The following is a 24553-nucleotide window of genomic DNA, read 5'->3' as shown; positions in this document are numbered from 1 at the left end:
CTCGCCGACTACGGCGTCGTCGGAGACCTCTTCACCGTCCTGCCCCAACTCACCGAAGACATCGACCACCGCAAGAACTGACACAGCACGCGAGCCGCGCCGGGGGCCGTACGGAGACCGACTCCGTACGGCCCCCGGCCGTTCCCGGGCCGTTGACGAGGGCCGCGGCCGCCGTTAGCTTCGCCTGAGCGGAACCGGGAGGGTGTTCGCATGACGGACCGGCGGATCGCCACCAGCCTCGGCCCGGCGGTCGGGGCGGAGATCGACGCGGCCCTCGCGCCGGTCGACGCGGAGCTGACCCGGCGCTACCCCGGAGACCCCGGCACCCGCCAGCCCGTCCACACCGTCTACGTTCCCGCCGACGCCCTCACTGCCGGGACCGTCCGCTCCTGGGGCGACCGGGCGCTCGCCGCGCTCGACGAACACGCCCCGGACGCCGGGGCCTTCGCCGCCGCCGTCGGACTCCCGGACCGTCTCGCGGAGCCGGTCCACCACCGCGTACGGGCCAAGCTCGAAAGCGAGCCCGTGGAAGATCTGCGGATCGACTTCGAGGACGGCTACCGGGGCCGCACCGACGCCGAAGAGGACGCGGACGCGGCGCGCGCCGCCCTGCTCGTCGCCCGCGCGTACGAGGACGGCACGGCCGCCCCGTACACGGGCATCCGGACCAAGTGCCTGGAGCCCGCCGTCCGCGCCCGGGCCGTCCGCACCCTCGATGTCTTCCTCACCGGGCTGATGGCGGCGGGCGGACTGCCCGGGGGGCTCGTCCTCACCCTCCCCAAAGTCAGCTTCGCCGAGCAGGCCGCGGCCTTCGCCCGGCTCCTCGGAGCCTTCGAGGAGACCCATGGACTCCCGGCGGGCCGGATCGGCTTCGAGATCCAGATCGAGACCAGCCAGTCGATCCTCGCAGCCGACGGCACGGCCACCGTCGCGCGGATGATCGACGCGGCCGACGGCCGCGCCACCGGACTGCACTACGGCACCTTCGACTACAGCGCCGCCCTCGGCATCGGCCCGGCCCACCAGAGAAGCGACCACCCGGCCGCCGACCACGCCAAGGCCGTGATGCAGGTCGCCGCCGCGGGCACCGGCGTACGGGTCAGCGACGGCTCCGCCAACCTCCTGCCCACGGGACCCACCGCCCGGGTCCACGAGGCCTGGCGGCTGCACTACGGGCTGGTCCGCCGGGCCCTCGCCCGCGCCTACCACCAGGGCTGGGACATCCACCCCGGCCAGCTGCCGACCCGCTACGCCGCCGTGTTCGCCCACTACCGGGAGGACTTGGAGCGGACGGCGGCCAGGCTCGCCGCGTACGCGGACCCGGAGCGACGCGCGGACGGCGGGGGCGTCCTCGACGAGCCCGCCACGGCCAGGGCCCTCGGCGCCCATCTGCTGCGCGGTCTCGACTGCGGGGCGCTGGACGCCGGGGAGGTCGCCCGGCTCACCGGACTGAGCCGCGCGGAGCTGACGGGCTTCGCCCGGCCGCCCCGAGGAGTGGTGGACCCGGAGCGGTGAGGGCGGTCGGCCGCCGTGCTCAGGAGGGCGGGATCTCGCCCGAGCCCCGGGGGATGAGCATGGTCCGCAGCGCGACCCGCACCGGCTTCTCCTCCACCCCGTCGAGCCTGCGGAAGAGCTGCTCCGCCGCCGTGCGCCCCAGCGCGGCCGAGTCCTGGGCGATCACCGTGATACCCAGCAGATCCGCGAGTTCGATGTCGTCGAAGCCCACCAGGGCGACGCGGCGCGGCTGTTCCGCGAGGACCCGCACCACCGTCACCGTCACCCGGTTGTTCCCCGCGAACACCGCCGTCACCGGCTCGGGCCCGGTCAGCATCTCCAGCATCGCCGCGCGCACCCGCTCCGGCGCGGTGGTGCCCAGGGAGACCCAGGAGTCCGAGACCGCCAGGCCCTCGTCCGCCATGGCCGTGCGGTAGCCGCGCAGCCGCTCCACCGCCGTGTGGATGCGCGGGCGGTCGCCGATGAAGCCGATCCGGCGGTGGCCGTGCGCGATCAGATGGGCCACGCCCGCCCGCGCGCCGCCGAAGCTGTCCGAGAGCACCGTGTCCGCGTCTATCCGCCCGGCCGGGCGGTCGACGAACACCGTCGCTATCCCCGCCCTGATCTCCGGCTCCAGATAGCGGTGGTCGTCACCGGCCGGGATCACGATCAGCCCGTCCACCCGGCGCGCGCAGAGCGCGAGCGCCAACTCCTGCTCACGGTCGGGGTCCTCGGCGCTCGACCCGTTGATGAGCAGCGTGCCGTGGGCCCGGGCGACCTCCTCCACCGCCCGGCTCAGCGCGCCGTAGAACGGGTCGGCGAGATCCTCCAGCACCAGGCCTATGGACGCGGTACGGCCCTTGCGCAGCACCCGCGCGCTGTCGTTGCGGCGGAACCCCAGGGACTCGATCGCCTCCTGCACCCGGCGCTCCGTGTCGGGTGTCACGCCGGGCTCACTGTTGACTACGCGTGAGACGGTCTTGAGCCCGACTCCGGCACGCGCGGCGACGTCCTTCATGGTCGGCCGATTGCCGTAGCGGAGCTCAGGACCCCGGGGACGCCCGGGCGTGAACGGAGAGCGATCGGTATCGGCCACAGCGCGCAATCCTGTCGTCGTACGGCGTGTATGCGAATGTGTAGCGGTGAGCATAGAGCCTGGACAACGTTGTCAGGTGAATGAAGACTGTTCTCGACGCCGCAGGTTCGACCAGTTCACCGGGGGATGCCGCACCGATGCATAAAGACCTCGTCGCCGCCCTGGACATAGGAGGCACCAAGATCGCCGGCGCGCTGGTCGACGGCGGCGGTCGCATCCGGCTGCGGTCCCGGCTGCCCACCCCCGCGCACGAGGACGCGGAGACGGTGATGGCCGCCGTCGCCACCGTCCTCGGCGAGCTGTCGCGCTCGCCGCTGTGGGCCCGCGCCCGTGCCATCGGCATCGGCAGCGCGGGACCCGTGGACGCGTCGGCGGGCACGGTCAGTCCGGTCAACGTGCCCGCGTGGCGCGACTTCCCCCTGGTCTCCCGGGTCGCCCTGGCGGCCGGCGGACTCCCCGTCGTGCTGGTCGGCGACGGGGTCGCGATGACGGCCGCCGAACACTGGCGGGGCGCGGCGCGCGGCTGCCGGAACGCCCTGTGCATGGTCGTCTCCACGGGGGTCGGCGGCGGTCTGGTGATCGACGGCCGCCCGCACCCCGGACCGACCGGGAACGCCGGGCACATCGGCCACATCAGCGTCGATCTGGACGGGGACCTCTGCCCCTGCGGCGGGCGCGGCTGTGTGGAGCGGATCGCCAGCGGCCCCAACATCGCCCGGCGGGCCCTGGAACACGGCTGGCTGCCCGGCCCGGACGGCGATGTCTCGGCCGCCGCCGTGGCCGCAGCCGCCCGGGCGGGCGACCCGATCGCCGTGGCCTCCTTCGAGCGGGCCGCCCAGGCGCTCGCGGCGGGGATCGCGGCGACGGCCACCCTGGTGGAGATCGAGACGGCCGTGATCGGCGGGGGAGTCGCGGGCGCGGGAGAGGTCCTCTTCGCGCCGCTGCGCCGCTCCCTGCGCGACTACGCGACCCTCTCCTTCGTCCGCGGGCTGACCGTCGCGCCCGCCCTCACGGGCGCGGACGCGGGCCTGCTGGGCGCGGCGGCCACCGCCTCCCGGATCGCCCGGAACACCGGATCCGCCCGTACCGTCGGCCGCTGCTGAAGCACCGCTGCTGAGCGCCGCCGAGGAGCCCGACCGCCGGACCCGCGTCGGGTCCCCCGTACCCCTTCCACCGGGTGCCGGACCGGTTCCGCTCCCCGGGGATCATCACCGTGTGATCTTGAGATCGGCCCGGTACGCCCGGCCGGACCGGGCCTCGGCGCGCCGTCGGCGACCAACGTGCCTACGACGTTCGCACCATGGGCGCGGCCCGACGGCGGCGGGGCGGCTCCGGTCCGCTCCCGGCGGACCGCTCGACACCGGGCAGTCCCATCACGCCGTGTTCCCGGCGCGGGGTCCCGCGCCGCCGCGCCGGACCGGGGGCGGCGCGGGCCCCCGGGGCCCGGAGCCCTGGCCGAGCCCCCCGGGGGGTTTCCGTGGCAGTGTGTTCCGGGCAATCCACAGTGGGCGACGGAAGAGGGGGGAACCGTGATCATCTGGATCAACGGTGCGTTCGGAGCGGGCAAGACCGCCACCGCGCGAGAACTGATCGACCTGATCCCCAACAGCACCCTGTACGACCCCGGACTCATCGGCGCGGGGCTGCGCGTGATGCTGCCGCCGAAGCGGCTCGCCGAGGTGAGCGACTATCAGGATCTGCCGAGCTGGCGGCGGCTCGTGGTGGACACGGCGGCCGCGCTGCTGGCCGAGGTGGGCGGGGTGCTGGTGGTCCCGATGACCCTGCTGCGCCAGGAGTACCGGGACGAGATCTTCGGCGGTCTGGCCTCCCGGCGGATCCCGGTCCGCCAAGTACTGCTGAGGCCGGACGAATCGATCCTGCGCGGCCGGGCCGCCATCGGCGTGGAGCCCGGCCCCCCGGGCGGGGCCGCCGGGGAGCAGTGGGCGTACGGCCGGATCGAGCCCTATCTCGCCGCGCTGGAGTGGATCACCGAGGACGCCCATGTCATCGACACCGCGGGGCTCGACCACCGGCAGACCGCCCACCGGATCGCCGAAGCGGTGCGCACCGGGGAGGCGGGCGTCTGCGAGATCGTGCAGACGCCCGAGCCGACCACGGAGACCCTCGCCGCCGGGGTCCTCCTCTTCGACGAGGAGGACAGGGTGCTGCTCGTCGACCCCACCTACAAACCCGGCTGGGAGTTCCCCGGCGGCGTCGTCGAACAGGGCGAGGCCCCCGCCCGCGCCGGGATGCGCGAGGTCGCGGAGGAACTCGGCATCCGGCTGGACCGGGTGCCCCGGCTGCTCGTCGCCGACTGGGAGCCGCCCCGGCCCCCCGGCTACGGAGGTCTGCGGCTGCTCTACGACGGCGGCCGGCTGGGCGGCGACGAGGCGGCGCGGGTGCTGCTGCCCGGCGCGGAACTGCGCGACTGGCGTTTCGTCACCGAGCAGGAGGCCCAGCGGCTGCTTCCGCCGCTGCGGTACGAACGGCTGCGCTGGGCCCTGCGCGCCCGTGAGCGCGGCACCGCCCTCTATCTGGAAGCGGGAGTTCCGTATTAGGTCGTCTCACGCCGGCCCGACGCGGTCCCGCTCCGTCGCCGCCCTGAGCACCGCCGAGGCGTTCGCGCGCACCGGATCGCCGTGGCCGAAGCACGCCACCTCCGAGTCGAGCGCCGCCAGCTTCCGGAAGGAGCCGAGCGTGCGCTCCCGGTCCAGGTTGAACACCCCCATCATCACCTGGCCGTCCACCGGCGACGCGGCGACCGCGTCCCCGGTGAACAGCACGCCGCGGCCCGGCAGATGGAGCCCGATGCTGCCCTCCGTATGACCCGGCACGGACACCACGCGCGCCCCGCCCCCGAAGTCCAGCACCTCGCCGTCCGCCACCTCCACCACCTCGGCGGGCCGGACGGGCAGGACCGACGGCGGCGGGAGCAGCTTGGCCGCCTCCGCGTGGATGGGCAGCTCCCACTCCTCGAACAGCGGCGGCGGGCCCGGCGCGTCCCCCCGGACGAACGGCGCGTCCAAACGGTGCGCCAGCACGGGCGCGCCGCTCAGCGCGGCGAACTCGCCCGCCCCGCCCGCATGGTCCTCGTGGAAGTGCGTCAGCACGATCCGGCGTACATCACGGGGGTGCAGCCCCAGCCCGGTCACGGCGTCCGCGATCAGCGCCCCGGCGCCGATCGGCCCCGCGTCGATCAGCGTCAACCCGTCCCCGTCCCGCCAGAGATAGGCCTGACCGACCGGGAAACGCAGCAGGGACAGCTCCGGGAGTACCTCGATGATCTCCATACGGCCGAGCGTAGGCAGCGCCCCGGCCCCCGGCGAGGGCGCTCTGCCGAGGGCAGAGGCGCACACTCCGGCGCCCGGGGCGCTGCCTACGCTCGGCGGGCGGGGCTCAGCCCGCCGCGTAGTTCCGCAGGAAGAGCGCCTCGGTGACGGACAGCCGCTCCAGTTCGGTGGGCGAGACCGACTCGTTGACCGCGTGGATCTGCGCCTTCGGCTCGCTCAGCCCGATCAGCAGAATCTCCGCCTCCGGGTACAGCTCGGCGAGCGTGTTGCAGAGCGGGATCGAGCCGCCCATACCGGACGTCTGCATTTCTTCGCCGGGGTAGGCGACCCGCATCGCGTCCGCCATCGCGGCGTACGCCGGGCTGTCCACGTCCGCCTGGAACGGCTGCCCCTGGCCGACCTGCTCCACCGTCACCCGCGCGCCCCACGGGGTGTGCGCCCGCAGATGCGCGGTGAGCAGCCCGGTCACCTCGGCCGCGTTCCGGCCCGGCGGGACCCGCAGGCTGATCAGCGCACCGGCGCTCGACTGCACCGAAGGCGTGGCGCCGATCACGGCGGGGCTGTCGATGCCGATGACGGTCACGGCCGGCCGCGCCCAGATGCGGTCGGCGACCGTGCCGGAGCCGATCAGCTCCACACCGTCGAGCACCTTGGCGTCCGTGCGGAAGTCCGCCTCCGGGTACTGGAGCCCGGTCCAGCTCTGCTCGGCGTCCAGACCGTCGACGGTGGTCGAGCCGTCCTCGGCGCGCAGCGAGTCCAGTACGCGGATCAGCGCCGCCAGCGCGTCCGGGGCCGCGCCGCCGAACTGCCCCGAGTGCAGATTCCCTGCCAGGGTGTCCACCTGGAGGCGGACCATCGTCATACCGCGCAGCGTCGCCGTGACCGTCGGCAGCCCCTCGCGGAAGTTCCCGGAGTCGCCGATGACGACGGCGTCGGCGGCGAGCAGCTCGGGGTGCGCCTCCGCGTACCGCTCCAGTCCGCCGGTGCCCTGCTCCTCCGAGCCCTCCACGATGACCTTGACCGACACCGGCACCCCGCCGTTCGCCTTCAGGGCGCGCAGTGCCAGCAGATGCAGGATGAAGCCGCCCTTGCAGTCGGCGGCCCCCCGGCCGTACCAGCGGCCGTCGCGCTCGGTCAGCTCGAAGGGCGGCGACACCCAGGCGTCCAGGTCCAGCGGCGGCTGAACGTCGTAGTGCGCGTACAGCAGGACCGTCGGCGCGCCGGCGGGGCCGGGCAGCGAGCCGTAGACGGCCTGGCTGCCGTCCGGCGTGTCCAGCACCGCGACATCCTCGAAGCCCTCGGCGCGCAGCGCGTCGGCGCACCAGGCGGCGGCGGCCTCGCACTCGCTCTTCGGGAACTGCGCCGGATCCGCCACCGATCTGAAGGCCACCAGCTCGGCCAGCTCCGCCTTGGCGCGGGGCAGCAGGGCGGCGACGGTCTCGGCGATCGGATCGGCGGTCATGGGCACGCTCCTGGGGGGTGCGACGTTAGGCGATGTGTGTACGGCAAATGTGTGGTCGATCCTCCCACAGCGATGCGAGAGGACCGCCGTAGGATGCCGTCGAGAGCATGGGGAACGCGTCGGATCGGGAGCAGAAGCACATCGTGAGCAGCGAGAACGGCGGCACCGGGGCAGAAGAGGCAGTGGAGCACGACGAGACGGTGTGGGACGTCGTAGTCGTCGGCGCCGGGCCCGCCGGGGCCTCGGCGGCATATGCGGCGGCGGTGGCGGGCCGTCAGGTGCTGCTGCTGGAGAAGGCCGAACTGCCGCGCTACAAGACCTGTGGCGGAGGGATCATCGGCCCCTCCCGTGACAGTCTTCCGCCCGGATTCGAGCTTCCCCTGCGCGAGCGGGTGCATGCCGTCACCTTCACCCTGAACGGCAGACTGACCCGTACGCGCCGCTCCAAGAAGACCCTCTTCGGGCTGATCAACCGTCCGGAGTTCGACGCGCTGCTGGTCGAGCACGCGCAGAAGGCGGGCGCGACCCTGCGCACCGGCGTCACCGTCTCCCGGGTGGAGCAGCACGGTCCGGCCGTGCCGGACCGGCGCACGGTGGCCGTGGTGACCTCCGACGGGGAGACCGTCCTCGCGCGGGCGGTCGTCGGCGCGGACGGCAGCGCCAGCCGGATAGGGGCACATGTCGGGGTCAAGCTCGACCAGGTGGATCTGGGTCTGGAGGCCGAGATCCCGGTGCCGGACCCGGTGGCCGAGGACTGGGCGGGCCGGGTGCTCATCGACTGGGGCCCGATGCCGGGGAGTTACGGCTGGGTGTTCCCCAAGGGGAAGACGCTGACGGTCGGCGTGATCTCGGCGCGCGGCGAGGGCGCGGCGACCAAGCGCTATCTGGAGGACTTCATCGCCCGGCTGGGCCTGGCGGGCTTCGAGCCCGAGATCTCCTCGGGGCATCTGACCCGCTGCCGCAGTGACGATTCGCCGCTCTCCCGGGGCCGGGTCCTCGTCTGCGGGGACGCGGCGGGGCTGCTGGAGCCGTGGACGCGCGAGGGAATCTCCTTCGCGCTGCGCTCCGGGCGACTCGCGGGGGAGTGGGCGGTCCGGATCTCGGAGGCCCATGACGCGGTGGACGCCCGCCGGCAGGCGCTGAACTACGCCTTCGCCATCAAGGCCGGGCTCGGGGTGGAGATGGGGGTGGGGCGCAGGCTGCTCTCCGCCTTCGAGCGCCGCCCCGGCATCTTCCACGCCGCGATCACCGGGCTGCGGCCGGCCTGGCGGGCCTTCGCCGACATCACCCGGGGCGCGACCACGCTGGCCGGTCTCGTCCGCACCAGCGCGGTGGCCCGCCGCGCGATGGAGACCCTGGACCGGCGCGCCGCCTCGCGCGGCTGAGCGGTCGTCCGGAGGCGGTCCCGCGGCTCGCGGCGGGGCCGCCTCCGGCATGTCCGGGGTCGGTCCCGTCGGTGGTGTCGGGCGGTACGTCGGTCCCGTCGGGCGGTACGCCGGGTGGTGGCGGGTCGGTGGACCACCGGGCCGTCGGGCCGGTCACCCGGTGACCGTGACCCGGAAGACCGGGTGCCGGTGGGCGGCGGCGAGCAGCTCCTCGTCGGTCGAGTCGGCGTTCACCTCGCCGAAGAAGCGGCCGACCTCCCAGCCCCAGCGCTCCAGATAGTCGCGGAGCAGGGCGGGCTTCTCCGCGTCGGGCAGCTCCACCGCGGTGAACGGGCGGGTCCGGCGGCCGAGCCGGAGCCGCCCGCCGCCCGCGGCGCGCAGATTGCGCACCCACTGGGAGTGGCCGCGGGCGGAGACGAGATAGGTCTCGCCCCCGTGGGAGAGCGGGTTGACCGGGATGCTCCGCCACTCGCCGCTGCTCCGGCCGAGCACGGAGAGCTGCTGACTGCCCATGAGGCTCACCCCGTGGCGGGCGAGCCAGCCGATGGCGTTGTTCAGGGCGCTGTCGAAGCGGTTGGGCCGGATGTAGTGGGTCTGTGTCGACACGGCGGGGCTCCAGGGAGGGTGAGGGCCTTCATTTCGAGAGCAGTGCTCTCTCTTGAGATCAGTGTGCACCGGTCACCCACTCCAAAGCAAGAGCAGTGCTCTCGAAAATGTCCCCTGCTCTCATACTGGAGCGCCCCCCCTCGCTCCAGATCACCGCTCTCTTTAATGGGCACTGCTCTGAAACATGAAAGACTGCTCCCCATGACCACGATCCGAGGGGCCCGGGCCCGCGCCCGCATCGAAGTCACCGCCGCCATCAAGGACGAGGCCCGCAGACAGCTGGCCGCCGAGGGCGCGGCCAAGCTCTCCCTCCGGGCGGTCGCCCGGGAGCTGGGCATGGTCTCCTCCGCCCTCTACCGCTACTTCCCCAGCCGCGACGAACTGCTGACCGCCCTCATCGTCGACGCCTACGACTCCATCGGCGCCGCCGCCGAATCCGCGCTCGCCACCGGCCCCACCCCCACCGGCCCGGCCGCCCACGCCGCCCGCTGGGTCGACCTCTGCCGCGCCGTGCGCGCCTGGGCCCTCGCCCACCCCCATGAGTACGCCCTGATCTACGGCTCCCCGGTGCCCGGCTACACCGCCCCCCGGGACACCGTCGTCCCCGCCGCCCGCGTCGGCAACGCGCTGATCTCCGTCGTCCGCGACGCGCACCGCTCCGGCGGCCTCGCCCTCCCGCCCCTCGGCGAGGAGCTGCGCCCCGAGGCCCACCGGCTCACCGCCACGCTCGCCCCCGATCTGCCGCCCGCCGTCGTCGTCGCACTGGTGGCCGCCTGGCCGCAGCTCTTCGGGCTGATCTCCTTCGAACTCTTCGGCCAGTTCAACCATGTCGTCGAGGACCGGGACGCCTTCTTCGCCCATGCCGCCGCCCGCCTCGCCCACGAGATCGGACTCGGCGCGCACACCCCCGGATCCCCGCCCGCCCCCGCCGTACTCCCGGGGGAGTAGACCCGATCACCACGCAGGGCTGACGCCCCACCGCCCGCCCCCGTCTAGCGTGGCCGCATGGAAGAGCAGCGGCGCGGCGGCCCGCCCCACCCGCCCGGCGGCGCCGCCGCGCCCGACGGCCGCCCGGCGCGGCGACGCCGCTGGGCGCACGGAAACGGACACGGGCGCGGACCGCGCCGTACGCCGTGGCTCTCCAGCCTGGTGGTGGCCGCCTCCGTCCCGGTGGGCACGGCCTTCGCGTCCCACGGCGAGGGCCACGAGCGGCTCACCCCCCTGGCGTGGGCGCTGTTGCTGCTGGTCCCGGCGTTTCTGCCGCTGCGCCGGCGCAGGCCCGTTCTCGCGCTCGCCGGAACCGCCGTCGTGACGCTGGCCTTCCTCGCCGTCGGACACCGGTACGGCCCGGTGTTCGTCCCCCTGGTGATCACGGTGTTCACCGCCGTGGTCTCCGGCCGCAGACAGGCCGCCTGGTGGACCGTCGGCGCGTTCTGGACCTGCCACGCGCTCTTCGCCCACTGGCTCCACCGCCATCTGCCCCCGGCCGGCGACCGGGCCGCGCCCTGGGGACACGAACTGATCGCCGCCGCCTGGGTGTGCGCGGTCCTCGCCGCCTCGGAGCTGGCCCGCATCAAGAAGGAGGAGTGGATCCGCCAGCGGACCGAACGCGCGGCGGCCGCCCGCCGCCGCGCCGACGAGGAGCGGCTGAGGATCGCCCGGGAACTCCACGATGTGCTGGCCCACTCCATCTCGGTCATCAACGTCCAGGCGGGCGTCGGACTCGCCCTGCTCGACAGCGACCCGGAGCAGGCCCGTACCGCGCTCACCACGATCAAGGCGGCGAGCAAGGAGGCACTGGGGGAGGTGCGCCAGGTCCTGGACGGCCTGCGGACCCCCGGAGACGCGCCCCGCGCCCCCGCCCCCGGCCTGGACCGCCTCCCCGAACTCGTCGAACAGGCCGCGACCGCCGGTCTCGACGTCACCGTCGCCACCGGCGGCGCGTCCTTCCCGCTGCCGCCCGGCACCGACCTCGCGGCCTTCCGTATCGTGCAGGAGGCGCTCACCAATGTGGTGCGGCACTCGGGTTCGCGCCGGGCCAGAGTACGGATCGTGTACGGGAGGGACCGCCTCGCGCTCCATGTCGACGACGACGGCCCGGCCACCGGTTCCGACGCGGGCGGCAGCGGCAACGGACTCGCCGGGATGCGGGAGCGGGCGGCGGCGCTCGGCGGCGTCATCGAGGCCGGTGTCCGGCCCGACGGCGGCTTCCGGGTGCGGGCCGATCTCCCCGTACGGCGGGCCGCCCTCCCCGTACAACAGAATGGAGACACCATGACCGACGGGGGAACGGGATGATCCGGGTACTGCTCGCGGACGATCAGCTGCTGGTCCGGGCGGGGTTCCGGGCGCTGCTGGACGCCCAGCGGGACATCGGGGTGGCGGGCGAGGCCGCCGACGGCGAGGAGGCGGTGCGGCTGGTGCGCGAACTGCGCCCGGACGTCGTGCTGATGGACATCCGGATGCCGGTGCTCGACGGACTCGCCGCCACCCGGGAGATCACCGGGGATCCGCTGCTCACCGAGGTGAGGGTCGTCATGCTGACCACCTTCGAGCTGGACGAGTACGTCTTTGAGGCGATCCGCTCCGGCGCCTCGGGCTTTCTGGTCAAGGACACCGAGCCGGACGAGCTGTTGCGCGCGATCAGGGCCGTGACGGGCGGGGACGCGCTGCTGTCGCCGGGGGTGACCCGGCGGCTGATAGCGGAGTTCGCGGCCCGCTCCAGGGCGCCCGCGGACGCGGCGGCGCTGGCCGATCTCACCGACCGGGAGCGGGAGGTGATGGCCCTGGTCGGCATCGGGCTGTCGAACGACGAGATCGCGCGGCGGCTGGTCGTCAGCCCGCTGACGGCCAAGACCCATGTCAGCCGCACCATGGTGAAGCTGGGCGCGCGCGACCGGGCCCAGCTCGTGGTGCTCGCCTACGAGTCGGGGCTCGTCCGGCCCGGCTGGCTGGGCTGATCCCGCCCAGGGCCGCCCGCGCCCGCGCCCGCGGTCTCGGCCCGGGGGCGGGCGAAGCGCCAGAGGACCGTCACGACCCGGATCGTGAAGACGATCGCCGCGGCCGCGCCGCCCGCGAGCAGCAGCCCGTGCTCGACGGCGGGCGGCAGGGCGAACGCCAGCCCGGGACCGGCGATCGCGCCGAAGACCACCGCGGCCACGAACACCCCGCTCAGCAGCGCGTACCCGATCTCGACGGTGATCGCGTCGCGGTCGGCCTGGGTGCGTTGTGTCATCTCCGCAGTCTCACAGCCCCGGCGGCCACCGGGCAAGACGAGGAGCCCCCGACCTCCCCGCCGTCCCCCGGCCCCCCGCCGTACGTCCGCGCGCGGGGTCGCGGCGGCCGGAGCGCCTCCGGACCGTGGGAGACTCGCCCTCATGAACGGCAAGGCGACGAGTACCAGGACAAAGCTGGAAAGGGGCCGCGGCGCACTCGGCCCCGCTCTGGAACTGGTGCACACCGGCCGCGCGGCCACCCGCGCCCTCCTCACCGCCGAACTCGGCGTCACCCGGGCCACCGCGGGCGCGGTCGCGGCCGAACTGGAGGCGCTCGGCCTGATCCGGGTCGACTCCCGGCCCGCCGCCCCGGCCGGTTCCCAGGGCCGGCCCTCCCACCGTCTCTCCCTCGACGAGACGGGCCCGGTCGTGCTCGCCGCCCAGATCCACGCCGACGGATTCCGCGCGGCCCTCGTCGGACTCGGCGGCCGGATCGTCGCCACCGCGCCGGGCTGTGTCACCGTCGCCGCCGACCCGGCCCAGGTGATCGGCGCGGTCGTCGACGCGGGGGCGGGGCTGCTGCGCGACAGCCGCCGGAGGTGCGTGGGCGCGGGCCTCGCGGTGCCGTCCGCCATCGCCGAACCCGAGGGGACCGCGCTCAACCCGCTGCACATCGCGTGGCCGGCCGGAGCCCCCGTACGGGCCATCTTCGCCGCCCGGGTGCGCGCGGCGGGCATCGACGGACCCGTCTTCACCGGCAACGACGTCAATCTCGCCGCGCTCGCTGAGCACCGCCACGGCGCGGGCCGGGACGCGCGGCAGCTGCTCTGCGTCGCCACCGGCCACCGGGGCGTCGGCGGCGCGCTCGTCCTCGACGGGCGGCTCCACACGGGCAGCTCCGGGCTGGCCCTGGAAGTCGGCCATCTCACCGTCGACCCCGACGGCCGCCCCTGCCACTGCGGCGGCCGGGGCTGCCTCGACGTCGAGACCGATCCGCTGGCCTTCCTCACCGAGGCGGGCCGCGAGCCCGGCCCCGAGGTCTCCCTCCTCCAGCGGTCCCGGGAGCTGCTCCGCGCGGAGCCCGCCGACCCGGCGGTTTTGGCCGCCCGCGAGCGGCTGATCGACCGGCTCGGCCTGGGGCTCGCCGGGCTGGTGAACATCCTCAACCCCGACCGCATCATCCTCGGCGGACTCCACCGCGAACTCCTGGCCGCCGACCCCGAGCGGCTGCGCGCGGTGGTCGCCGACCGGGGTCTGTGGGGGCGCGGCGGCGGCGTCCCGATCCTGGCCTGCACCCTCGACCACAACAGCCTGGTGGGCGCGGCGGAACTCGCCTGGCAGCCGGTCCTCGACGACCCCCTGGGCGCGCTGGCCTGAGACGCGCGCCCGCGCCCGGCTCGCACCCGGGGTACCGGAACCACCCGTCCGGGGGCACGGGTGACGCCCGGAGCGCCGGGAACGGGTAGGCGATGAAGGCATGAGCCCTCAGCCCGCCGGCGCGAGACCCCCCTCGTACCGCGTCCAGCGACTGCGCGTACGGCTGCTCTCCTCGCAGGCCGCCCTCGCCTGGAACCGGGCCAGGGAGATCGAGCTGCTGCACCGCGCCATGGGCTTCGCCGCGCTCGGCTTCCTCACCCTCGTACCGCTGCTGGTCGTCGTCGCGGCGGCCGACCCCGCGAGCGGACAGGGCTTCGCCCGCTGGCTGGGGCAGGCGCTCGGGGTCACCCAGGCCTCGCAGGACGAGGTGGAGAGGCTCTTCGGGGTGCCGGGCACCGCGCTCCAGCGCACCACGGCCTTCGGTCTCGCCGCCCTCGCCGCCTTCGGGCTGACCTTCGGATCCGCCGTCCAGACGGGGTACGAGAAGGTCTGGGACCTGCCCACCGCGCGCTGGCACACCATGTGGCGCCATGTCGTCTTCCTCGCCCTGCTCGTCTTCTCCCTGCTGGTCTTCGTCAACACCCCGGCCCCCTCCGACTCCGCCGTCGGCACGGCGGGCGCCGCGCTGGCCGATGTGACCGGCACCTTCCTCTTCTTCTGGATCGCGCAGCGCCTGCTGCTCGGCGGCCGGGTCCGCTGGCGGGCCCTGCTGCCCGGCGCGCTGGTGACCGCCCTGGCCATGCTGGGGCTGCGGATCTTCTCCCAGTTCGTCTTCTCCCCGCTGATCGCCTCGAACGCGGTCACCTACGGGCCGTTCGGAACCGTGCTGGTGCTTCAGTCCTGGCTGGTCGGCGTGGGGGTGGTCGTCTACGGCGGCGCGCTGGTCGGCCGGCTCGTCCACGAGGGGAGGGTGCGCCGGCGGCTGGAACGCGAACTGGGCCCGCCCCCGGGCGGGGGCGGGCCCTGACGGCCGTGGTGTGCGCTCTCAGCCCGCCGCGGCCGGCGCGGCCAGCGGCTCGTGCACCTCATGCACCTCGTGCACCTTGTGTACCTCATGTGCCTCGTGCACGTCGTGCGCCTCCCGCACCGGGGCGGCCGCCTCCGGCGGGGGCGGGGCGTCCTCCTCGGCCGGAGGGGCGGCGAGCGTGAACCAGACCGTCTTGCCCGTCTCGCCCCTGGGCCGTACGCCCCACTGGTCGCTCACCGCCGCTATCAGGGAGAGCCCGCGCCCGGAGGTGGCGAAGAGATCGCCGTCCGGCACGGCGGGCGCGGCCGGGATCCGGGGGTCGTGGTCATGGACCGAGACCGTGAGCCGGTCGGACAGCAGCTCGATGTCCACGACGCACATCTTGTCGGGCTCGGCGTGCCGATGAACATTGGTCAGCAATTCCGTGACGCCGAGCGCCGCCTGGTCGATCAGAGGATCGAGATGCCAGTAGCGCAGTTGCGCCGATACGATTCTGCGGACCTGACCGATCCGCGACGGCAGCGCCTGGAGCTCCACCGTGCAGTGCCTGCTTGACTTGCTGATCACGGCTGCGACTCCCCGAAGTGGTCCGGAAGAAGACGAAGGTCGGATCCAGCAGTGTGGCTGCCTGCTGAGTCGTGCCCGGTGATGCGTACGATCCACCGCGAGCATCGCAGTGTCACCGCATAGGCACCCTGAGTGATATGACACCAGAGTGAGGCAGTGATCACCGTCCCGCAACTCGGCGTGCTCCACGAGGGCCTTCGGCCGGACGGCCCCGGACGGGGCGCGCTCGGTCAGTCCTCGGCGGCGCCCGCCCCCCGGACGGCCTTGAGGAAACGCCCGGCCAGCGTCTCCGGGTCGGCCCGGTGGTCGCGCTGACCCATGGTCAGCCGATATCGCTTGCCGTTCACCGTCAGCGCGGTGCTCGACTCGTCGGTGAACCAGGCCTTCCCCGCCCGCACCGCGCGGACCGGGGCGCTGTCGATCACCCGTCCGTAGCTGGTGAGCAGCTCCAGCTTGCCGTCCTTGATCAGGACCTGACCCGCCTTGGTGAGCGAGCGCGGCCAGCGTTCGATCCGTACGCCTGTGGCACGGAACTCCGGCTCGGCCATCGCCATGCCCCCACCCCCTTCATCGCTTTCCTGGCTTTCCTGGTGGCAGTCTGCCCAACTCCCGCCGGGGATACCAGGGGATAGGCGCATGCCACGGCCAACTGAACCACAAGTACTTCCTATGGATCCCCCAAGTGATCGTTTCTGCTGGTGGGGGGCTTACTGTGGCGAGTACGGAGGTCAGGGCGGCGGCGCGGGCGAGGATGGCGGGCATGGAGAACGAGGACAGGCGTGTGACGGAAGAGGCGGTCGCGACCGTCGATGTCGACCGCAGCGACCCCGAGTACCGGGCCTGGCTGAAGGAAGCGGTGCGCAAGGTCCAGGCCGACGCCAATCGCTCGGCCGACACCCATCTCCTGAGGTTTCCGCTGCCCGAGCGGTGGGGGATCGACCTCTATCTCAAGGACGAGTCCACCCACCCCACCGGCAGTCTGAAGCACCGGCTGGCCCGCTCCCTCTTCCTCTACGGGCTCTGCAATGGCTGGATCCGCCCGGACCGGCCCGTCATCGAGGCGTCCAGCGGCTCGACCGCCGTCTCCGAGGCGTACTTCGCGAGCCTCATCGGCGTCCCCTTCGTCGCCGTGATGCCGCGCACCACCAGCGCCGAGAAGATCCGCCTGATCGAATTCCACGGCGGGAGGTGCCACTTCGTGGACGACCCCCGGCGGATGTACGAGGAGTCCGCCGCGCTCGCCGAACGGACCGGCGGCCACTACATGGACCAGTTCACCTACGCCGAACGGGCCACCGACTGGCGCGGCAACAACAACATCGCCGAGTCCATGTACCAGCAGCTCAGGCTGGAGCGCTATCCCGAGCCCACCTGGATCGTCGCCACCGCCGGCACCGGGGGCACCTCGGCGACCATCGCCCGCTATGTGCACTACATGCAGTACGACACCCGGATCTGCGTCCCCGACCCGGAGAACTCCTGTTTCTTCGACGGCTGGACCCGGGGCGACCCCAACGCGTCCACCGAGGCGGGCTCCCGCATCGAGGGCATCGGCCGCCCCCGTATGGAGCCGAGCTTCGTCCCCGGGGCCGTCGACCGGATGATGAAGGTCCCCGACGCGGCCAGCGTCGCCGCCGTACGGGCGCTCGACGCGGCGATCGGGCGGAAGGCGGGCGGCTCCACCGGCACCGGGCTGTGGAGCGCGCTGAAGATCGTCGCGGAAATGGTCCGCGACGGACGGCGGGGCAGCGTGGTCACCCTCCTCTGCGACCCGGGCGACCGCTATCTCGACAAGTACTACTCCGACGACTGGCTCGCCGAACAGGGGCTGGACATCGCGCCCTACGCCCGTGAACTCGACGCCTTCCTCGCCACCGGCCGCTGGCCCGAGACGGCTGCCTGAAGCGTCAGCGCCCTCGCAGCAGCCCGTCCAGCGCGCGGCCGAACACCCGCCGGCCGACCCGGGCCACCAGCGGGTCCAGCGGACGCGGCAGCGCACGGACGCGCAGCTCCTCGGACCAGACCACCACCGAGCCGGGGCCGCGCGGGAGCACCTCGATCTCGGCCCAGCCGGTGATGAGGGCGCCCCGCTTCTCCAGCCGGCAGCGCCCCGCGCGGTCCTGACCGGGCGGCTCCCAGCGGACGATCTCCATCGGGTCGTCGAAGCCGATCCGTCCCACCGCCGACCGCATCACCAGCACCGTGCCCTCGCGGACCGGTCCGGCGGTCACCGAGGCGAGCGAGGTGGCGGGCACCCGCGCCGCGTGGGCCCGCCAGTCGGTGACGCGGCACCAGGTCTCGTCGGCGGGCAGCGTCACCGCGCGCGTCAGCCGGAACACGGTCATCGCCCGTACCCGCGCCCGTCTTCCCCGTACCCGTACCCGTACCGGTCTTCCCCGTACCGGCGTCCGCTCGACCGGAGCCCTGGCGTCCGCACCTCAGACCTCCCGTCCGTCGTCCGTTCCGTCCCCGCCCTCGGGGGCACCCGCCACCACCAGCCCCGGCAGATGCTCGGCGATCTCCTCCCGGGCCCGCGCCGACAGCCCCGCGTCCGTGACCAGCACACCGACCTCCGAAAGCTGGGCGAAGGAGCTGAGCCCCACCGTGCCCCACTTGGTGTGGTCGGCGACCACCACCACCCGGCGCGCCGCCTGCACAAAACGCCGATTGGTCTCGGCCTCCGCCAGATTCGGCGTGGACAGCCCCGCCTCCACCGAGATCCCGTGCACCCCGAGGAAGAGCACATCGAAGTGGAGCGAGCGGATCGCCTGATCGGCGACCGGCCCCACCAGCGAGTCCGAGGGAGTGCGCACCCCTCCGGTGAGCACCACCGTCGCCGCGCCCGGCCGGGGCGCGCCCGCAGCGCCCAGCCGCTGGGCGGAGTGGAACACATCCGCCACCCGCACCGAGTTGGTCACCACCGTCAGATCCGGCACCTCCAGCAGATGGTGCGCCAGCGCGAACGTCGTCGTACCCCCGGAGAGCGCGATCGCGCTGCCGGGCACCGCCATCCGCGCCGCCGCCCTGGCGATGTCCTCCTTGGCGCTCAGCTCCAGCGCCGACTTGGCCTCGAACCCCGGCTCATGAGTGCTCGCCTCCACCACCGGGACCGCCCCGCCGTGGACCTTCTCGATGACGCCCTGACGGGCCAACGCGTCAAGATCCCGGCGTACGGTCATGTCGGAGACACTGAGCCTGCGGGTGAGTTCATTGACCCGGACCCCGCCGCGCCGGCGCACCTCGTCGAGGATGAGTGCGCGCCGCTGCTCCGCGAGCAGGTTCTGATTGTCGGTCACTACCGGGGCCGGTCCTTCCACGTCGTCGTCATCCGTCGTACGCTCCGCCAGCGGCTAGGGAGTGTCTTCGAAGTAGCGTCGTCCTCCCGTAGGGAGGGTCTGGCGGGGTCTGGTGCGGGCGATCGCAAGGCGGAGGAGGGAGTCGACGCGGAGCGTCGGCGACCGACGACAACGCCGCGAGCGGGCGTGCCAGGGCACGACAGGCAGACGGGACTTCGAAGACAGGACCTAGGGCGCACATCCTCTCACGGCCCCTTCGGTGCGCACTCGCGGAGATTCGGTGAGAGGCATGTCATGAAGTGCCCGGATCCGGGACGCTGAGAAACGAGGAACGCGCGGTCGCGCACCGGTCGGTCTTCCCCCTCAAGAGAGCGAGTCACAGACATGTCTTCCGCAACTCCGGACTCGCAGAGAGAGGGACCCGCGCTCGAACTGCTGGTCCACGGCGTCGGCGGAGCCTTCCCCCAGGACATGCTCGGCGACCCCCGCACGGTCAGGATCTCCGGCGACGCGCAGGCCGCCGTCTTCCGGCGCACCGAGGACGAACACGCGGAGAACGACCCGGCCTTCCCTCGCGAGCAGCCCATCCCCGAGGCGTACTGCTGGTCCAACCTCACCTCCGGCAACAGCGCCCGCGCCCTGTGGCTGCTGCTGCTCCCCTTCATGGTGGCCAACCTGGCGCACTGGATGCGCCCGCGCGCCAAGGGGATGCCCCGCACCACCCGGCTGTACGGGGTGCTGGTGCGGCTGATCGCGCTGAGCCTCACCGTGCTGATGACGGCCGCCGCCGCCGAGGTCACCCTCGATCTGCCGGCCTGGCAGTGCGCGGGCACCCCCGACTGCTCGCGCGGGCGTGGCTGGCTCGGCTTCCTCTCCAGCGCGAACGGCGGCTGGTGGTCCCAGCCCGGCCGTCGGCTCGCCCTGGCCGCGGTGCTGCCCGCGGGTCTGGTGGTCCTGCTCTGGTATCTCTCCAATCGCACCTGGAGCGCTTACGAGTCCCAGCGCCCGCCCACCGGAGCGGGCGTCTCGGAGGGCGACACGGGAGCGGACGACGAAGAGGAGGAGGAGAGCGAGGAGACGGCTCCCGACTCCCCCGACCCCTCCCCCGACCCCTCCGTCCCCTCCTCCGGGACCGGCCGCGGCACGGAGCCGGGGGCCACCCTGCGGCCCGCTCTGGGACGGCCCGGATTCTGGTACGGGAGACGCCTCGTCGCCCGGCTGCGCGCCGCCCACACCGCCGCCGGATTCCTCGTCGTGGCCGCCGCCGTCGCCGGACCCGCCGCCCGGCACGACCGCGACGGCGACAGCACCCTGCTCGACATCGCGGGCCGGACGCTGGAGACGGCGATCGGCCTCCTCTTCGTCTTCGTGGTGTGCGTGATCGCCCGAAGGGGCCGCAGCGAACGGCGGTTCGACGCCCGGCTGGACCGCGCCGCCGTCAGCGCCCTGCCCGGCGCCGCGCTCGCCCTCCTCGCGCTCTGCCTGCTCTACGCCTTCTGGGACCGGCCCGGCTGGGCCTCCACCGGCACCCTCCCCGGCGAGTGGGCCTTCCGGCTGATCGTGCTGGCACAGGGCGCGCTGACCGTCGCGCTCGCCGCCGTCGCCTTCGCGCTCCAGCGCCGCGCCCGCCACCCGAGGTCCGCGCTGTGGGGCCTCGGCGGCCCGGCCGTCGCCATGCTCGCCTGCGCCCTCGGCGGCGTGATGACCGGCGGCATCGCCCAGCGGGTCGCCGACTGGCTGGACGGCCCGAGCACCGCGGGGCTCGACGGCGACGGAACCATCCCCGGACCTCCCGTACTCCTCAGCTGGCAGGCCTCCGTCATCCCCGTCCTGCTGCTCGCGCTGCTCGCCCCCCTCGCCTGGCTCGCTCTGCGGACCTGGCTGACGGCCCGGCGGTTCGCCCGGGACGTCGAGGAGGAGTACGGGGCGGCGGAGGCGGGCCCGGGCTCCGGCGGCTGGCGGCCCGACCCGATCCGTACCCGCAGGATCGCCGGGGCCCGGGCCCGCGCCGATCTCACCGACACCGCGCCCAGCCTGGTCGGGCTCATCTCCGGCGCGACCCTGATCCTCGGCGCGGGTTCCGTCGCCGGGGCCTGGGCCAGCGGAGAGGTGCCCGGTCGGGCCTTCGGCGACAGCGGGCTCGACGAATCCGTCGCCGGGGCGGCCCAGTACCTCGGCTCCTGGCTGATCGGCTTCGGCTTCATACTGTTCGTCACCTGGGGCCGCCGCGCCTACCGCGACGCCTCCGCCCGCCGGACCATCGGCATCCTCTGGGACGTCGGCACCTTCTGGCCGCGCGCCGCGCACCCCTTCGCCCCGCCGTGCTACGCCGAACGGGCCGTCCCCGACCTCGCCTGGCGGATGTCCACCTGGACCGAGCGGACCGGCGGACGGCTCGTCATCTCCGGCCACTCCCAGGGCAGTGTGCTCGCCGCCTCCGCCGTCTGGCAGCTGCCCGCCGCCACCCGGGGCCGGGTCGCGCTGCTCACCTACGGCTCCCCGCTGGAGCGGCTCTACGGCCGCTGGTTCCCGGCCTACTTCGGGCCCACCGCCCTGCTCCAGCTCCGCGACGAGGTCGAGGGCTGGCGCAATCTGTGGCGGCACACCGACCCGATCGGCGGCCCGGTGCGGGTCCTCGACGAGACCGGCCGCCGGGCGGTCGACCACGAGGTCCTCCGGGACCCGGTGGTCTACGGCAGGACCAGCGTCCACCCGCTGCCCGAACCGATCCTCGGCCACTCCGACTATCAGGCCGACCCGGCCTTCGCCGAGGAGCGCCGGGGCCTGCTGGACCGGATCCATCCGATGATCCCCCGGCAGTCCCCGCAACACGGGGAGCGCCGGGGCACCGAGAACGGTCAGGGCAGTTCGGGCGATTCAGGGAGTTCAGGCAGTTCGGGCAGATCCTCCGGGTAGAGCAGCGTCAGATCGTCGGTGTCGGCGTCGCTCAGCTCGGCGACCCGGCCCGCGTGCCGCTCCACCATCGACTCGAAGGTCTGCCGCGCCGTGCGGCCGTTGCCGAAGGCGGGGCCCTTGGGCAGCGCGCCGAAGTACTTCCGCAGCGCCTCGCCGGTGCCCTCCGCGAGCCGGTACTCGTGCTCGTCGGCCTGCTGGCCGACGATCCTCAGCAGCTCGTCGGCCCCGTAGTCCTGGAAAGTGATGGTCCGCGAGAACCGGGAGGCGACCCCGGGGTTCACCGAGAGGAAGCGCTCCATCTCCGCGGTGTACCCGGCGACGATGACCACCACCGCCTCCCGGTGGTCCTCCATCAGCTTCACCAGGGTGTCGATGGCCTCCTTGCCGAAGTCCCGCCCGGAGTCCTCGGGGGAGAGGGCGTAGGCCTCGTCGATGAAGAGCACCCCGCCGCGCGCCCGGTCGAACGCCTCCTGGGTGCGGATCGCGGTGGAGCCGATGTGCTCACCGACCAGATCCACCCGGGACACCTCCACCAGATGCCCGCGCTCCAGCACCCCGAGCGAGGCCAGTATCTCGCCGTAGAGCCGGGCCACGGTCGTCTTGCCGGTGCCGGGGGAGCCGGTGAAGACCAGATGCCTGCGCACGGACGCGGCCTTCAGCCCCGCCTCCTGGCGGCGTCTGCCCACCTCGATCATATTGATCAGCGAGCGGACCTCCCGCTTGACGCTCTCCAGGCCGACCAGCGCGTCCAGTTCGCCGAGGACGGCGTCCGAGGTACGCCGGGGCTCGTCCGCCACCGGCGGCGCGGCCGGGAGCGCCGCGGGGGCGGCGGGGGAGGGGAGCACCGCGGGGATCGGCGGGAGCACCGGCAGTACGGGGAGCACCGGGGTGAGTCCCCCGGCCGAAGGCATCGCCGCCGGCGCGCCGGCGAACTCCACCGCGCCGCGCATGCCGCTCTCGTCGCTCGTGGAGTCCTCCACGAACAGCAGACCCGGGTCCGCGAACTCGTAACCGCCGCGCGCGCACCGCTCGGTGCGGCACCGGCTCAGGGTCGCCCGGCAGCCGGCCATCACATGGAAGCCGTACCCCCCGCTGCCGGTGACCCGGCAGTTCCGGAAGGTGCCGCGCCCCTCGGCCGACACATAGAACCCGGCCTCGGCGGGTGCGGTGACCGTGCAGCGCTCGATCACCGGGTCGGCCCCCTTGGTGACGATGACTCCGGTCTGGACCGTGTCGATGGTGCAGCCTGCCAGCGTGCCCCCGCTGCCGTGGTCGCGGAACCAGGCTCCGGTGGACGCCTCCCGGATCCGGCAGTCGTCCAGCTGCGCGGTCGCCCCGTCGCTCACCGACACCGCCGTGTTGCGGATCTGGGAGAGATCGCTGTCGACCACGTCGACCCGCGAGCCCCGGTCGAGGACGAACAGCGCGTCCGGAACATCGTGGACGCGGCAGGAGTCCAGGACCGCTGTCGCGCCGTCGCTGATCCACACGGCCGGGTAGTCGCCCGTGCTGTCGTATATCTCGCACTGATTGGCGTCCACCCGGGTGCCCGGGTCCCACACCGAGAGACCGTTGCGGCCGAAGCGGCGCACCGTGGAGCGGGTGAGGGTGAGCACCGAGCGGGAGCGCAGATCGATCGCGTTCTCCGGGACGTCGTGGATGTCGCAGTCGGAGAGGGTGAGCAGGGCGTCGGTGTCCAGGGTGACGCCGTCGGCGGAGGTGCGGTGCACGGTGCAGTCGGTCAGATGCGCCGAGGCGCGCGAGGCGATCTGTACGCCCGCGCCCTTGATCTCGTACACCTCGCAGCCGATGGCCTCCAGGGTGCTGCCCTCGCCGGTGACGGCGAGGCCCGCGCCCGAGGCGTGGTGCACCCGGCAGCGGTCGAGCCGGGGATGGCCGCCGCCGCGCACCGAGACGCCCGACTGGCCCGCCGAGACCACCTCGCACTCCTCGAACACCCCGCCCGCGCCGTCCAGCACGGCTATGCCGACGCCCGCGGGATTGTCGACGGTGCAGCGGCGCACGGTGGGGCGGGCCGAGCCGCGCACTTCGAGACCGGCCGCCGAACGCGTGGAGATCCGCAGATCGGACAGTTCCGGTGTGCCCTCCTCGATCAGCAGCGCGGGCGCGGTGGTGTCCTGCCCCTCCACATGGAGATCCTGGACGGTGGCCGACGCCCGCACCGTCAGCGGGACCCCGTCGGCGGGGGCTATCCGCACCGAACCGAGTGAGCCCTCCGGCCCCCGGAGCGTCACCGCCCGCTGGATCACCAGATTCTCGCGGTACGTCCCCGGGGCGACGGTCAGCACGTCACCGTCGGCCGCCGCCTCCAGGGCCGCCGCCAGAGACGCGTACTCGCCCGTGCGGCGCCGCCACCGCGATGTGCCGGTGTGGGTCACCTGGACCGTGCCCTGTGCCATCGTGCTGCTCTGCCCCCACCTCGTGATCTGCTTCCGCCGCGCCTCGGAGAAGGGGGACGCCCCCTTGGGTCCTGCCTTCCGCTCCGTGCCCGGCCTGCCCGGAATCCGCCGGGTGTGCCCGGAAGATCTGCCACATCCGGACGGCGGGCCCCGGGGCCTGTCGGCCCCGCCCCGTGAGCGGGGTCGCACCACCGTAGCGCGCGTGAGGGCGGGGAGTTGACGGGTCGCGAGGCCCGCCGGGCGCGCCGGAGCCTCCCCGCGCCGGACGCCGCGAGGGCACGGGCGCCAGGCCGGCGGGAGGAGGGAGAAGAGAGAGGAACGTCACCCTCTCCCCCCGCCATGTCCTCGACCGCCCAACGAACGACACACGCCACGGAGTTCCCACAGACCTCGTCGGGTGGGAACCCCGTGGCGCGGGGGTCGGACGGGAGGAACCGGCGGTGACCGGCGGCCCGATGTCTC

The 24553-nt window shown here is 73.7% G+C and carries 21 protein-coding genes; 11 read left to right on the top strand and 10 right to left on the bottom strand.

The features are described from left to right. Nucleotides 1–210: 210 nt before the first annotated feature. Entirely contained in the window at nt 211–1515 is a 1305-nt protein-coding gene (locus IE247_RS12565) for a DUF6986 family protein (RefSeq protein ID WP_190123112.1), read from the top strand. A 19-nt stretch (nt 1516–1534) separates the two neighbouring features. Here IE247_RS12565 and IE247_RS12560 read toward each other — a convergent pair whose 3' ends face one another. Continuing rightward, nucleotides 1535–2512 carry a LacI family DNA-binding transcriptional regulator gene (locus IE247_RS12560; RefSeq protein ID WP_229869069.1) on the bottom strand — a complete coding sequence of 326 codons (978 nt, stop codon included), beginning with the start codon at nt 2510–2512 and terminating at the stop codon, nt 1535–1537. Between the two features lie 215 nt (nt 2513–2727). On the opposite strand from IE247_RS12560, the gene IE247_RS12555 reads away from it, so the two are divergent. Further along, nucleotides 2728–3693: an ROK family protein gene (locus IE247_RS12555; protein WP_190123110.1), complete on the top strand. Its 966-nt coding sequence runs from the start codon at nt 2728–2730 to the stop codon at nt 3691–3693. Nucleotides 3694–4119: 426 nt separating this feature from the next. Further along, on the top strand, nt 4120–5148 hold the full coding sequence (locus IE247_RS12550; RefSeq protein ID WP_190123109.1) for an NUDIX domain-containing protein: 1029 nt from the start codon (nt 4120–4122) through the stop codon (nt 5146–5148). A gap of 6 nt (nt 5149–5154) precedes the next feature. Here the strand turns inward: IE247_RS12550 and IE247_RS12545 are convergent, their stop codons facing one another. Both IE247_RS12545 and IE247_RS12540 read right to left on the bottom strand, forming a co-directional pair. Then, the gene (locus tag IE247_RS12545) at nt 5155–5880 is read right to left on the bottom strand and encodes an MBL fold metallo-hydrolase (RefSeq protein ID WP_190123108.1); all 726 of its coding nucleotides are present in this window, start codon (nt 5878–5880) and stop codon (nt 5155–5157) included. A 106-nt stretch (nt 5881–5986) separates the two neighbouring features. Further along, nucleotides 5987–7342 (bottom strand): dipeptidase, encoded by a 1356-nt coding sequence (locus IE247_RS12540; protein WP_190123107.1) that lies wholly within the window; start codon nt 7340–7342, stop codon nt 5987–5989. 107 nt (nt 7343–7449) lie between these two features. On the opposite strand from IE247_RS12540, the gene IE247_RS12535 reads away from it, so the two are divergent. Beyond that, nucleotides 7450–8727 carry a geranylgeranyl reductase family protein gene (locus tag IE247_RS12535; protein WP_190123106.1) on the top strand — a complete coding sequence of 426 codons (1278 nt, stop codon included), beginning with the start codon at nt 7450–7452 and terminating at the stop codon, nt 8725–8727. Nucleotides 8728–8880: 153 nt separating this feature from the next. Here IE247_RS12535 and IE247_RS12530 read toward each other — a convergent pair whose 3' ends face one another. Beyond that, complete coding sequence (locus IE247_RS12530) at nt 8881–9333, bottom strand: nitroreductase family deazaflavin-dependent oxidoreductase (RefSeq protein WP_190123105.1); 453 nt, start codon at nt 9331–9333, stop codon at nt 8881–8883. A gap of 201 nt (nt 9334–9534) precedes the next feature. On the opposite strand from IE247_RS12530, the gene IE247_RS12525 reads away from it, so the two are divergent. Genes IE247_RS12525 through IE247_RS12515 form a run of 3 tightly spaced genes read left to right on the top strand, consistent with a single transcriptional unit; the run spans nt 9535 to nt 12293 of the window. Next, nucleotides 9535–10281, top strand: coding sequence for a TetR/AcrR family transcriptional regulator (locus IE247_RS12525; protein ID WP_190123104.1), 747 nt, complete (start codon nt 9535–9537; stop codon nt 10279–10281). Between the two features lie 57 nt (nt 10282–10338). Next, entirely contained in the window at nt 10339–11631 is a 1293-nt protein-coding gene (locus IE247_RS12520; RefSeq protein ID WP_190123103.1) for a sensor histidine kinase, read from the top strand. Beyond that, on the top strand, nt 11628–12293 hold the full coding sequence (locus IE247_RS12515; RefSeq protein ID WP_190123102.1) for a response regulator transcription factor: 666 nt from the start codon (nt 11628–11630) through the stop codon (nt 12291–12293). Before IE247_RS12520 ends, IE247_RS12515 begins: the two co-directional genes overlap by 4 nt. On the opposite strand, the gene IE247_RS12510 is transcribed toward IE247_RS12515, so the two are convergent. Continuing rightward, complete coding sequence (locus tag IE247_RS12510; protein ID WP_190123101.1) at nt 12254–12568, bottom strand: DUF6332 family protein; 315 nt, start codon at nt 12566–12568, stop codon at nt 12254–12256. The genes IE247_RS12515 and IE247_RS12510 overlap by 40 nt on opposite strands. A gap of 142 nt (nt 12569–12710) precedes the next feature. Between IE247_RS12510 and IE247_RS12505 the strand changes: the two genes are divergently transcribed. Then, nucleotides 12711–13925: an ROK family protein gene (locus IE247_RS12505; protein WP_190123100.1), complete on the top strand. Its 1215-nt coding sequence runs from the start codon at nt 12711–12713 to the stop codon at nt 13923–13925. A 100-nt stretch (nt 13926–14025) separates the two neighbouring features. Continuing rightward, nucleotides 14026–14892, top strand: coding sequence for a YhjD/YihY/BrkB family envelope integrity protein (locus tag IE247_RS12500; RefSeq protein WP_190123099.1), 867 nt, complete (start codon nt 14026–14028; stop codon nt 14890–14892). A gap of 18 nt (nt 14893–14910) precedes the next feature. Here IE247_RS12500 and IE247_RS12495 read toward each other — a convergent pair whose 3' ends face one another. Together IE247_RS12495 and IE247_RS12490 are read right to left on the bottom strand one after the other, a co-directional pair. Then, nucleotides 14911–15459 (bottom strand): ATP-binding protein, encoded by a 549-nt coding sequence (locus IE247_RS12495; RefSeq protein ID WP_190123098.1) that lies wholly within the window; start codon nt 15457–15459, stop codon nt 14911–14913. Between the two features lie 230 nt (nt 15460–15689). Further along, nucleotides 15690–16013 carry a hypothetical protein gene (locus IE247_RS12490; protein ID WP_190123097.1) on the bottom strand — a complete coding sequence of 108 codons (324 nt, stop codon included), beginning with the start codon at nt 16011–16013 and terminating at the stop codon, nt 15690–15692. 206 nt (nt 16014–16219) lie between these two features. Here IE247_RS12490 and cds1 point away from each other — a divergent pair, with 206 nt between their 5' ends. Next, complete coding sequence (cds1, locus tag IE247_RS12485; protein WP_190123096.1) at nt 16220–17362, top strand: L-cysteine desulfhydrase Cds1; 1143 nt, start codon at nt 16220–16222, stop codon at nt 17360–17362. A gap of 4 nt (nt 17363–17366) precedes the next feature. Here cds1 and IE247_RS12480 read toward each other — a convergent pair whose 3' ends face one another. Further along, a complete protein-coding gene (locus IE247_RS12480) occupies nt 17367–17804 on the bottom strand; it encodes an SRPBCC family protein (RefSeq protein WP_190123095.1) in 438 nt (145 codons plus the stop codon). Between the two features lie 93 nt (nt 17805–17897). Further along, the gene (locus IE247_RS12475; protein ID WP_190123094.1) at nt 17898–18755 is read right to left on the bottom strand and encodes a DeoR/GlpR family DNA-binding transcription regulator; all 858 of its coding nucleotides are present in this window, start codon (nt 18753–18755) and stop codon (nt 17898–17900) included. A gap of 384 nt (nt 18756–19139) precedes the next feature. On the opposite strand from IE247_RS12475, the gene IE247_RS12470 reads away from it, so the two are divergent. Further along, complete coding sequence (locus tag IE247_RS12470; protein ID WP_190123093.1) at nt 19140–21671, top strand: hypothetical protein; 2532 nt, start codon at nt 19140–19142, stop codon at nt 21669–21671. Here the strand turns inward: IE247_RS12470 and IE247_RS12465 are convergent. Beyond that, nucleotides 21614–24091, bottom strand: a complete 2478-nt coding sequence (locus tag IE247_RS12465; RefSeq protein ID WP_190123092.1) for a right-handed parallel beta-helix repeat-containing protein — start codon at nt 24089–24091, stop codon at nt 21614–21616. The genes IE247_RS12470 and IE247_RS12465 overlap by 58 nt on opposite strands. Between the last annotated feature and the right edge of the window lie 462 nt (nt 24092–24553).

Source organism: Streptomyces inusitatus, assembly GCF_014651115.1.
GTDB classification, from domain to species: Bacteria; Actinomycetota; Actinomycetes; order Streptomycetales; family Streptomycetaceae; genus Streptomyces; species Streptomyces amakusaensis.
Note: the sequence above shows the minus strand (reverse complement) of the source record. Positions and strands in the feature narration are given on the sequence as shown.

What these genes read in the sequence shown, in the direction of transcription:
- IE247_RS12565 (WP_190123112.1), top strand. Translation starts at nt 211, where the DNA reads ATGACGGACCGGCGGATCGCCACCAGCCTCGGCCCGGCGGTCGGGGCG.
- IE247_RS12560 (WP_229869069.1), bottom strand. Translation starts at nt 2,512, where the DNA reads ATGAAGGACGTCGCCGCGCGTGCCGGAGTCGGGCTCAAGACCGTCTCA.
- IE247_RS12555 (WP_190123110.1), top strand. Translation starts at nt 2,728, where the DNA reads ATGCATAAAGACCTCGTCGCCGCCCTGGACATAGGAGGCACCAAGATC.
- IE247_RS12545 (WP_190123108.1), bottom strand. Translation starts at nt 5,880, where the DNA reads ATGGAGATCATCGAGGTACTCCCGGAGCTGTCCCTGCTGCGTTTCCCG.
- IE247_RS12540 (WP_190123107.1), bottom strand. Translation starts at nt 7,342, where the DNA reads ATGACCGCCGATCCGATCGCCGAGACCGTCGCCGCCCTGCTGCCCCGC.
- IE247_RS12535 (WP_190123106.1), top strand. Translation starts at nt 7,450, where the DNA reads ATGGGGAACGCGTCGGATCGGGAGCAGAAGCACATCGTGAGCAGCGAG.
- IE247_RS12525 (WP_190123104.1), top strand. Translation starts at nt 9,535, where the DNA reads ATGACCACGATCCGAGGGGCCCGGGCCCGCGCCCGCATCGAAGTCACC.
- IE247_RS12520 (WP_190123103.1), top strand. Translation starts at nt 10,339, where the DNA reads ATGGAAGAGCAGCGGCGCGGCGGCCCGCCCCACCCGCCCGGCGGCGCC.
- IE247_RS12515 (WP_190123102.1), top strand. Translation starts at nt 11,628, where the DNA reads ATGATCCGGGTACTGCTCGCGGACGATCAGCTGCTGGTCCGGGCGGGG.
- IE247_RS12510 (WP_190123101.1), bottom strand. Translation starts at nt 12,568, where the DNA reads ATGACACAACGCACCCAGGCCGACCGCGACGCGATCACCGTCGAGATC.
- IE247_RS12505 (WP_190123100.1), top strand. Translation starts at nt 12,711, where the DNA reads ATGAACGGCAAGGCGACGAGTACCAGGACAAAGCTGGAAAGGGGCCGC.
- IE247_RS12500 (WP_190123099.1), top strand. Translation starts at nt 14,026, where the DNA reads ATGAGCCCTCAGCCCGCCGGCGCGAGACCCCCCTCGTACCGCGTCCAG.
- IE247_RS12490 (WP_190123097.1), bottom strand. Translation starts at nt 16,013, where the DNA reads ATGGCGATGGCCGAGCCGGAGTTCCGTGCCACAGGCGTACGGATCGAA.
- cds1 (WP_190123096.1), top strand. Translation starts at nt 16,220, where the DNA reads ATGGAGAACGAGGACAGGCGTGTGACGGAAGAGGCGGTCGCGACCGTC.
- IE247_RS12480 (WP_190123095.1), bottom strand. Translation starts at nt 17,804, where the DNA reads ATGACCGTGTTCCGGCTGACGCGCGCGGTGACGCTGCCCGCCGACGAG.
- IE247_RS12470 (WP_190123093.1), top strand. Translation starts at nt 19,140, where the DNA reads ATGTCTTCCGCAACTCCGGACTCGCAGAGAGAGGGACCCGCGCTCGAA.
- IE247_RS12465 (WP_190123092.1), bottom strand. Translation starts at nt 24,091, where the DNA reads ATGGCACAGGGCACGGTCCAGGTGACCCACACCGGCACATCGCGGTGG.